This window comes from Cobetia sp. 29-18-1 (assembly GCF_029846405.1).
GTDB classification, from domain to species: domain Bacteria; phylum Pseudomonadota; class Gammaproteobacteria; order Pseudomonadales; family Halomonadaceae; genus Cobetia; species Cobetia amphilecti.
The window spans coordinates 43,840-53,153 of the sequence record NZ_JARWKS010000025.1; the positions used below are offsets into that span (position 1 = coordinate 43,840).

At 63.2% G+C, this 9,314-nt stretch carries 9 protein-coding genes; all 9 read left to right on the top strand.

The features are described 5' to 3' along the window. Positions 1-117 precede the first annotated feature (117 nt). Positions 118-369 carry a 30S ribosomal protein S16 gene (gene rpsP, locus QD208_RS15980; protein ID WP_043336448.1) on the top strand — a complete coding sequence of 84 codons (252 nt, stop codon included), beginning with the start codon at positions 118-120 and terminating at the stop codon, positions 367-369. Between the two features lie 7 nt (positions 370-376). Then, positions 377-943 carry a ribosome maturation factor RimM gene (rimM, locus tag QD208_RS15985; protein ID WP_082388946.1) on the top strand — a complete coding sequence of 189 codons (567 nt, stop codon included), beginning with the start codon at positions 377-379 and terminating at the stop codon, positions 941-943. A 25-nt stretch (positions 944-968) separates the two neighbouring features. Next, a complete protein-coding gene (trmD, locus tag QD208_RS15990; RefSeq protein WP_043336440.1) occupies positions 969-1,721 on the top strand; it encodes a tRNA (guanosine(37)-N1)-methyltransferase TrmD in 753 nt (250 codons plus the stop codon). A gap of 196 nt (positions 1,722-1,917) precedes the next feature. Further along, positions 1,918-2,274, top strand: a complete 357-nt coding sequence (gene rplS / locus QD208_RS15995) for a 50S ribosomal protein L19 (protein WP_043336437.1) — start codon at positions 1,918-1,920, stop codon at positions 2,272-2,274. A 270-nt stretch (positions 2,275-2,544) separates the two neighbouring features. Continuing rightward, complete coding sequence (gene xerD, locus QD208_RS16000; protein WP_279837412.1) at positions 2,545-3,450, top strand: site-specific tyrosine recombinase XerD; 906 nt, start codon at positions 2,545-2,547, stop codon at positions 3,448-3,450. A 39-nt stretch (positions 3,451-3,489) separates the two neighbouring features. Next, positions 3,490-4,260, top strand: a complete 771-nt coding sequence (locus QD208_RS16005) for a DsbC family protein (RefSeq protein ID WP_279837410.1) — start codon at positions 3,490-3,492, stop codon at positions 4,258-4,260. A 172-nt stretch (positions 4,261-4,432) separates the two neighbouring features. After that, complete coding sequence (locus QD208_RS16010) at positions 4,433-5,749, top strand: homoserine dehydrogenase (protein WP_153636631.1); 1,317 nt, start codon at positions 4,433-4,435, stop codon at positions 5,747-5,749. Between the two features lie 115 nt (positions 5,750-5,864). Continuing rightward, a complete protein-coding gene (thrC, locus tag QD208_RS16015) occupies positions 5,865-7,256 on the top strand; it encodes a threonine synthase (protein WP_215823551.1) in 1,392 nt (463 codons plus the stop codon). A 159-nt stretch (positions 7,257-7,415) separates the two neighbouring features. Further along, positions 7,416-9,221 (top strand): DHHA1 domain-containing protein, encoded by a 1,806-nt coding sequence (locus tag QD208_RS16020; RefSeq protein WP_279837413.1) that lies wholly within the window; start codon positions 7,416-7,418, stop codon positions 9,219-9,221. Positions 9,222-9,314: the final 93 nt, after the last annotated feature.

Genomic DNA, 9,314 nt, shown 5'->3' on the forward strand with positions numbered 1-9,314 from the left:
AAAAGGTTTCCAAGGCTTGCCAATTTCCGTAGAATGTCGCCTCTTCGTGTGGACCCTCCATGCGAAGACGAGTTCTGTGGCACGATTTTCACTTCAACACGAAGGACAGATTACGCAATGGTTACCATTCGTCTGGCACGTGGTGGCGCCAAGAAGCGTCCCTTCTACCACCTCGCTGTGGCTGATTCCCGCACAGCCCGTGATGGCCGCTTCATCGAGCGCGTCGGCTTCTTCAACCCGGTCGCTCGCGGCCAGGAAGAGCGTCTGCGCGTCGATCTCGAGCGCGTCGCTCACTGGCAGCAGCAGGGCGCACAGGTCTCTGACCGTGTCGCTCAGCTGATCAAGGAAGCTGGCAAGCAGCAGGCTTGATTCCAGGATGCCTACTCAACCGAACAACCCGCAGCCGACCGCAGCGTCATCGCATGACGATGATGTCGTGGTAATGGGGAAGCTTACCAGCCCCTATGGCGTCAAAGGCTGGCTCAAGGTGTATTCCTACACCAGCCCGATTGACGGCATCTTCGATTACGCTGGCTGGATGCTGAAGCTGGACGGGAAGCAGATTCCCGCCCGCCTCGCTCAGGCACGTCGCCATGGCAAGGGCCTGGTGGCACAGCTCGAAGGTATCGACAGTCGCGAAGCAGCACAGGAGCTGGCCGGGGCGGAGATTCTCCTGCCCAAGCAGCACCTGCCGCAGCTGGAAGTCGGTGAGTACTACTGGCATCAACTGGAAGGTCTCGAGGTGGTAACGCTGGATGGCCAGCGCCTCGGGAAAGTGAGCACCCTGATGGAAACCGGTGCCAACGACGTTCTGGTGATAAAGCCGAACGACGACAGCATCGATGAGAAGGAACGGCTCGTGCCGTACCTTCCCGATCAGGTGGTTCGCGATGTGGATCTCACCACTGGGCGCATGAGCGTCGACTGGGATCCCGAATTCTGATGTTAAGCACAGAGAGCTGACGCCTGTGTGGATTGGTGTAGTGAGCCTGTTTCCGGAAATGTTCACGGCGATTACCGCCAGTGGCGTGACCGGCCGAGCGGTCGACAAGGGCCTGCTCGAGGTCGATTTCTGGAATCCTCGCGACTACGCCACCGACAGGCACCGTACGGTCGATGATCGTCCCTACGGCGGTGGTCCCGGCATGTTGATGAAGGTCGAGACCCTGCGTGGCGCCATTCGTGACGCCCGCGCCGCTGGCGGTGACAACGCTCGTGTGATCTATCTCTCCCCGCAAGGCCGCAAGCTGGATCAGGCCGGTGCCCGCGAACTGGCGACGCAAGAGCGTCTGATCGTGGTGGCCGGGCGCTATGAAGGCATTGATGAGCGCGTGGTGGAAGAGGAGATCGACGAGGAGTGGTCGATCGGCGATTACGTCCTGTCTGGCGGGGAACTGCCGGCCATGGTCCTGATCGATACGGTGGCACGCCTGGTGCCGGGCGTACTCGGGCATGAAGCCAGCGCGGAGGAGGATTCCTTCACCGATGGCCTGCTCGACTGTCCGCACTATACCCGCCCTGAAGTCATCGACGGCAAGCGGGTGCCGGATGTTCTGCTCAGTGGCAATCATGCCCTGATCAAGCGCTGGCGGTTGCAGCAGTCTCTGGGACGTACCTGGCTCAGGCGTCCGGATTTGCTGGAGAGTCGCACGTTGACTCGTGAGGAGCGCAAGCTGCTCGACGAGTTCATCGCGCAGCACGCCCGGAAAGGCAAGGCCTGACCGCTGCGAGCCGAAGGTTCGCTGTCAGGAGAAGGCCGCCACCGTGGCGGAGGTGCGGCACGGCCCGGAGTCATCTTGCGGGAGTTCCGTGGCGCGTCACACACAAGGTCGATCCCCGTGTTCAAGGCCGTTTGCGGTGCCGGGGTCATGACGAACATCAATCCCAGGATTGATGCTAACGAATTTGGAGCTAGCGATGAGCAGCAAGAATAAACTGATCCAGGCGATCGAAAACGAGCAGATGGCCAAGGAAATCCCGGCCTTTGCACCGGGCGACACCATCGTCGTCCAGGTCAAGGTCGTCGAAGGTACTCGCGAGCGTCTGCAGGCCTTCGAAGGCGTGGTGATCGGCAAGCGTAACCGCGGTCTGAACTCCGCCTTCACCGTCCGCAAGATCTCCCACGGTGTGGGCGTCGAGCGTACCTTCCAGACTTACAGCCCGCAGGTTGCCGCTATCGACGTCAAGCGTCGTGGTGACGTCCGTCAGGCCAAGCTGTACTACCTCCGTGAGCGTAGCGGCAAGTCTGCACGCATCAAGGAAAAGCTGGGCTAAGCGCTCCGCATTCCCTGACTGCAGAACTCGGCAGTACTGCGGGGGAGCGAATTGCCACTTGCTCCTCCGCCATATGAAGACCCCGCCATGCATCGCATGGCGGGGTCTTCGTGTTTGTGCACCAGGGAAATCCGCTATGACTTGCAGCGGGTTCATTTCATCGTCAGGGCATCACGGTAGAATCGAGGCTCACGCAGGCCAGGTGCCGCGGTAAATGACGGCCACGGCGAGCGTGGATGGCGCGTCATTCAGGACGGGGAAGCGGGAATGATGGACGACGATGCGTTGGTCGAGGTCTTTCTCGATACGTTGTGGCTAGAGCGGGGTGCCAGTGACAATACGCTCGGCGCCTATCGCAGTGATCTCACGGCCTGGCGGCGCTGGTTGGCCGATCAGGCGGAGGCGGGCGCTGACACGGTGCCGTTGCTGAGCGTGGCACCGCAGCAGGTGCAGGCCTTCTGTGACTCGCGGCGTGAGTCGCATGCGCTGCGCTCCACGGCGCGTCTGCTGTCGGCGCTGCGGCGCTTCTATCGCTGGGCGCTGGCCGAAGGCATGATCGAGGCGGACCCGCTGCATGAGGTGCGCCTGCCGCGCGTGATTCCCAGCCTGCCGGGCACGCTGGATGAGGAAGAGGTCGAGCGCCTGCTGGAGGCGCCGGATCTCGACACGCCCATCGGGCTGCGCGACCGCACCATGCTCGAAGTGCTCTACGGAGCGGGGCTGCGCATCAGCGAGCTGGTCAACCTGAGTGTCGATGCGCTCAATCTGCGCCAGGGTGTCGTGCGAGTCACCGGCAAGGGCGATCGTGAGCGGCTGGTGCCGCTGGGCGAGGAGGCCTGTGACTGGTTGTCACGCTGGCTGTCCGTTGGCCGACCTGCGATGATGGCCGACCAGACGCGTCCGGCACTGTTTCCCGGCCGACACGACAAGGCCATGACGCGACAGACCTTCTGGCATCGCATCCGGCGTCACGCCGTGACTGCGGCCATCAGCAAGCCTCTGTCACCGCATACGCTGCGCCATGCCTTCGCCACGCACCTGCTCAATCACGGTGCCAACCTGCGTGTCGTGCAGCTGTTGCTGGGACATCGTGATCTTTCCACGACCCAGATCTATACCCATGTGGCCCAGGCGCGACTGGAGCGTCTGCATGCCGAACATCATCCGCGTGGCTGAGTGTCCTTCCCTCTGCGCGCGGACGCCAAGGAGTGTTTGATGAGCAAGTCTTTCCGTCGTCCGCAGGCCCTGTCCCATGCGATCCGCCTCCTGAGCGCCGGTGCCATGCTGACGCTTGTGGCGCCATTGGCCCAGGCTGATGCGCTGGATGATCTGCGCGACAAGCTTGTCGTCAATGGCCAGCCGCTGCCGGTCGAATCACTGGCCTCAAGCCCCATCGACGGCCTCTATGAGGTGCGCCTGACCAGTGGTGAGAGCTTCTTTACCGATATCGACGGCAAGCATCTGATCGTGGGTGAGATGTACCGCAACGATGGCGACAAGGGGCTGGTCAATCTCAGCGAGCAGAAGGCCAATGGCGAGCGCCTCGAGCTGCTGGCCGAGGTCAGTGAAGATGATATGGTCATCTTCCGCCCGGCGGGTGAGGTCAAGGCGGTGATCAGTGTCTTCACCGATACTACCTGCCCGTATTGCCGCAAGCTGCACCAGGAAGTGCCGGAACTCAATGCGCGTGGCATCGAAGTGCGCTATCTGGCCTTCCCGCGCGGTGGCATGCGCTCGCAGGGCGCGCGTGAGCTGGCGCAGGTGTGGTGTGCGGACAACCCCACCGAGGCGATGAACCAGATCAAGAATGAAGGCGAAGTGCCCAAGCAGGCGGCCAGCTGCGATGCGCCGGTGCAAAGCCAGTATCAGCTGGGCACGCGCATGGGGGTGCAGGGCACCCCGGCCATCGTGATGCCGGATGGCCAGATGGTGCCGGGCTACCTGCCGGTGGAGCGTCTTGCCAGCATGCTGGGCATCGATGACTGAACCACAGGCGACAAGACTGCGCGTTGACAGGGCGTCCTGCCTTGCTACCGTGGTCACGACAGACGTACGTGCAGGATGTCTGGATAATAGACCGACGTGAGATCGGCAAGGCCGTCGCTGACAGTGGCGCGGCCCTCAAGGCTGGATACCGTAACAAGAGAGGAAAGCGACGTTGAAACCGGTGAAAGTAGGAATCTGTGGTCTAGGGACCGTAGGCGGCGGCACTTATAACGTGCTGATTCGCAATGCCGATGAGATTGCGCGTCGTGCTGGACGCCCGATCATCGTCGAACAGGTCGGCGCACGACGCGACAATCCTGACTGCGATATCACCGGCGTCAGCCGCACGCATGACATCTTCGAGGTCGCGCGCAATCCCGAGGTCGACGTGCTGGTCGAGCTGATCGGCGGCTACGATGTCGCCTATCAGCTGGTGATGGAAGCCATCGCCAACGGCAAGCATGTCGTGACCGCCAACAAGGCGCTGATCGCCGTCCACGGCAACGAGATCTTCCGTGCCGCCGCCGAGAAAGGCGTGATGGTGGCCTTCGAAGCCGCAGTGGCCGGTGGCATTCCCGTCATCAAGTCGCTGCGTGAAGGCCTGGGTGCCAACCGCATCCAGTGGCTGGCCGGCATCATCAACGGCACCGGCAACTTCATCCTCAGCGCGATGCGTGATGAAGGTCGCAGCTTCGAGGACGTGCTGGCCGAGGCGCAGGCGCTGGGCTATGCCGAAGCCGATCCGACCTTCGATGTCGAAGGCATCGATGCCGCGCACAAGCTGACCATCCTGGCCTCGATCGCCTTCGGCGTGCCGCTGCAGTTCGACAAGGCCTACACCGAAGGCATCTCGCGCATCACGGCCGAGGACATCGAGCAGGCCGATAACCTGGGCTACATCATCAAGCATCTGGGCATCACCCGCGCCACGGCCAAGGGCCTCGAGCTGCGCGTGCATCCGACGCTGATTCCCAAGGAACGTCTGCTGGCCAACGTGCATGGCGTCAAGAATGCCATCGAGGTGATGGGCGACGCTGTCGGCCCGACCCTTTATTACGGTGCCGGCGCCGGTGCCGAGCCGACGGCCTCTGCCGTGGTCGCGGACCTGCTCGACGTGGCGCGCGATATCGCCACCGACCACCGCTACCGTGTGCCGTATCTGGCCTTCGCCGAGATCAATCAGCACGGCGACACCCTGCCGATCCTGCCGATGGAAGAGATCGAGACGGCCTGCTATCTGCGTCTGCACGCAGTGGACCGCCCGGGCGTGTTGGCGCGTGTCGCGTCGATCCTCTCCGAGCAGGGTATCTCCATCGAGGCGATCATCCAGAAGGAAGCCACCGAAGGGGAGCTGGTGCCGATCATTCTGCTCACGCACCGTGCGCGCGAACTGCACATGAACGAAGCGATTCGTCAGCTGGAAGCGCTGGTGGATGTCGCCGGTTCCGTGGTGCGCATTCGTGTCGAGGATCTCGACGACAACGCCTGATCGCGGGCAAACGGGGCGGGGCTATCGACGGTGATGGCACTGCCCCGCTGGGCAGCCGGCGCAGGCCGGAAGAGCAAGAATCATAACGGTGGCAAGAGCCACGGGAAGACACGACATGCGTTATATCTCCACGCGCGGCCAGGCGCCGGCGCTCGGTTTTGAAGATGTGGTTCTCACGGGGCTTGCCAGCGATGGCGGCCTGTACGTGCCGGAAACCCTGCCGCAGTTCAGCGCCGAAGAGCTGACGGCGATGGCCGGTGAGTCCTACGCGGAAATCGCCTTCCGTGTCATGAAGCCCTTCGTCGATGGCGCCATCGATGACGCGACCTTCCGTGACATCGTGCGCGAGACCTACGCGACCTTCAGTCACGATGCCGTCGTGCCGCTCAATCAGCTCGACAGCAACCATTACCTGCTGGAGCTGTTCCACGGCCCGACACTGGCCTTCAAGGATGTCGCGCTGCAGCTGCTGGGTCGCCTGCTGGATCACTTCCTTGCCAAGCGCGGCGAGCGTGCGGTGATCATGGGCGCGACCTCCGGCGATACCGGCTCTGCCGCTATCGAGGGCTGCCGTGCCTGCGATCATGTGGATATCTTCATTCTGCATCCGCACAACCGTGTCTCCGAAGTGCAGCGTCGCCAGATGACCTCCGTGCTGGCGCCCAACGTCTTCAACATCGCCATCGAAGGCAACTTCGATGATGCCCAGGCGATGGTGAAGGCCAGCTTCGCCGACCAGGACTTCCTGAACGGCACGCGTCTGGTCGCGGTCAACTCGATCAACTGGGCGCGCATCATGGCCCAGACCGTCTACTACGTGGCCGCCGGTGTGGCGCTGGGCGCTCCGGCGCGTCAGGTCAGCTTCACGGTGCCGTCGGCCAACTTCGGCAACATCTTTGCCGGCTATCTGGCCTCGCGCATGGGGCTGCCGGTACGCCAGCTGGTGATCGCCACCAACGCCAACGATATCCTGCATCGCACCATCTCCTCCAATGACTTCTCACGTCAGGAGCTGAAGGCGACGCTGGCACCGTCGATGGATATCGTGGTGTCCTCCAACTTCGAGCGCCTGCTGTTCGAGGCCTATGGCCGCGATGGTCAGGCGATCCGTGAGCTGCTCGAGCACTTCTCGCGTGAACCGGCAGCGCTGGCGGATGCCCCGTTGGCGAAGCTGCGTGAGCTGTTCTCCAGTCACAGTGTCGATGACGAGACGATCCTCGAGGTCATCCGTGAGGCGCACCATCGCACCGGTGAGATCCTCGATCCGCATACGGCAACCGGCTATCGCGCGGCTGAGGTCTGCCGCACCGATAGCGCGACGCCGATGATCACGCTGGCGACGGCGCATCCGGCCAAGTTTGCCGAAGCCGTGGCGCGTGCCGGCTTTGCTGGCGTCGATCTGCCGCCGCATCTGCATGACCTGCTGGAGCGCGAGGAGCGTTACAGCGTACTGCCGGCGGAGTTGGCGGCAGTGCAGGACTTCGTGCGCGAGAATCGCCGCGGGTGATTGCAACAACTGCCGGTTGGCCCGTTCGGGGTAATCGGCAGTCATCTTTTCATGGCCGTCATGTCTGCAGCCCGCTGCCGAGATGACGGCCATGTCGTTTGTCAGGAGCTCTTCATGTCTGTCACTTCCCCCGTGTCGCCCCCATTCTCGCAAGATTCCATGAGTCGTCCGGACGAGCGCACGCTTGCGGCCAGCATTGCGCGGGTCATTCAGCCGCGCGCGCGTGACGAGCGTCTCTATCAGCAGGGCATCGCGACCGGGCTCAGCGAATTGCAGGCGCGTGTGCTGGCAGGGCGTCTGACGCTGGAGAGCTGCAAGGCGCCCCTGGAGGCGCTGGTCACGCCGGCGCTCCGGCATATCGAGCATCCCGAACGGCTGGCCGATGGCCGGCGCGCGGCAGAGCGCATCGCGCGCGCCGTCGCCGAGGGGGAGCATATCGGCATCCTCACGGACTATGACGTGGATGGCATCACCTCGCATGTGGTGATGCTGCGCACGCTGACCGAGCTGTTCGATGTGCCCTACGACCGCGTGCACAGTCTGATCGGCCATCGTATCCATGATGGTTATGGCATCAGTCTGCCGCTGGTCGAGCGCATCATGACGCTGTCGCCGCGCCCGTCTCTGATCGTGACCGCGGACTGCGGCTCCAGTGATGAGGCGCGTCTGGCGTTGCTCAAGGAGGCGGGGATAGAGGTGGTGGTGACGGATCACCATGCGTTGCCTCAGGAAGGGCCGCCGGCTTCCGCCTACGCGACGGTCAATCCGACACGAGATGACTGCGCCTATCCCGATGCGACCATTGCCGGTTGCATGGTTGCCTGGCTGACCATGTCATTGACCCGTAACGTCTTGATCGAACAGGGCAGGTTGCCGAGCGATGCCCCCAAGCTGTCGCCGTGGCTGTCGTATGTGGCGCTGGGGACGGTGGCGGACTGTGTGTCACTGGGGGGGAGTGCGATCAATCGCGCGGTGGTCAATCTCGGCCTCACGCTGATCAACCGCATGCAGGAACCCTGCTGGCGCGCGATGGCAGAGCGGCTCGGGGCGGATAGCGTGCCCTTCAATGCCGAGACGCTGGCCTTCCAGATGGGGCCGCGTATCAATGCCCGCTCGCGTCTGGATGACCCTTACGCCGCGCTGCATTTCATGTTGGCGCGGGAAGATGACGCGGCGCAGCGTGCGCTGGAAGTGCTCGATCAGGACAACCAGTCCCGCAAGGCGATCGAAGCCGAGATGGTCGAATCGGCGCGTGCCCTGGCGCTCACCTCCTTGCGGGAAGGGCATCAGGTGATCGTGGTCCACCTGGAGGATGGTCATCCCGGGGTGCAAGGCATTGTCGCTTCGCGCCTGGTGCAGCAGTTCGGGCGACCGACCGTCGTGCTGACACCAGCTGCGGTGCCCGGCATGTTGACGGGCTCCGGGCGCTCCATCGAAGGGTTGCACCTGCGGGATGCGCTGCAGCGCGCCCATGATCTCGCGCCGCAGTGTCTGCCGCGCTTCGGTGGGCATCGCGGCGCCGCCGGGGTGGGCTTGCCGCTGACGGAAAAGGACACCTTCACTCGTGCCCTGCAACAGGCAGCCGCGGAGCAGTTGGGGGAGAGGGCGCTCAATCCCTTGATTCTCAGCGATGGTGAGCTGCTGGAAGGGCAGTTGAGTCTGGAGACGCTGGATGAGCTCGAGCGTCTGGCGCCTTTCGGGCGTGAGTTCGAGGCGCCTCTCTTCGAGGGCAGCTTCCTGGTCGAGAGCCTCAGGCCGGTAGGCGCCGATGGCACGCACCTGTCATTGGAGCTCTCGCTCGGGCGTACACGCCTCAAGGCGATCTGGTTCCGTGCGCTGTCACCGGGGGAATCACCGGCATTTGGCGTGGGGGCCTCTCTGAAGTGTGCTTACAAGTTGTCGCGCAATCGCTGGCGGGGGAGAGAGTCACTGCAGTTGATGCTGGAGCACGCAGTGCCTGCATGAGCTTGTTTGAATTGATAGCGATATCTGGCCAAAAAGCCCTTGCCATCAAGCCGATTCCTGCGTAAAGTACGCATCCGCTGCCGGGGACGCATG

What these genes read in the sequence shown, in the direction of transcription:
- rpsP (WP_043336448.1), top strand. Translation starts at nt 118, where the DNA reads ATGGTTACCATTCGTCTGGCACGTGGTGGCGCCAAGAAGCGTCCCTTC.
- rimM (WP_082388946.1), top strand. Translation starts at nt 377, where the DNA reads ATGCCTACTCAACCGAACAACCCGCAGCCGACCGCAGCGTCATCGCAT.
- rplS (WP_043336437.1), top strand. Translation starts at nt 1,918, where the DNA reads ATGAGCAGCAAGAATAAACTGATCCAGGCGATCGAAAACGAGCAGATG.
- xerD (WP_279837412.1), top strand. Translation starts at nt 2,545, where the DNA reads ATGGACGACGATGCGTTGGTCGAGGTCTTTCTCGATACGTTGTGGCTA.
- QD208_RS16005 (WP_279837410.1), top strand. Translation starts at nt 3,490, where the DNA reads ATGAGCAAGTCTTTCCGTCGTCCGCAGGCCCTGTCCCATGCGATCCGC.
- thrC (WP_215823551.1), top strand. Translation starts at nt 5,865, where the DNA reads ATGCGTTATATCTCCACGCGCGGCCAGGCGCCGGCGCTCGGTTTTGAA.
- QD208_RS16020 (WP_279837413.1), top strand. Translation starts at nt 7,416, where the DNA reads ATGAGTCGTCCGGACGAGCGCACGCTTGCGGCCAGCATTGCGCGGGTC.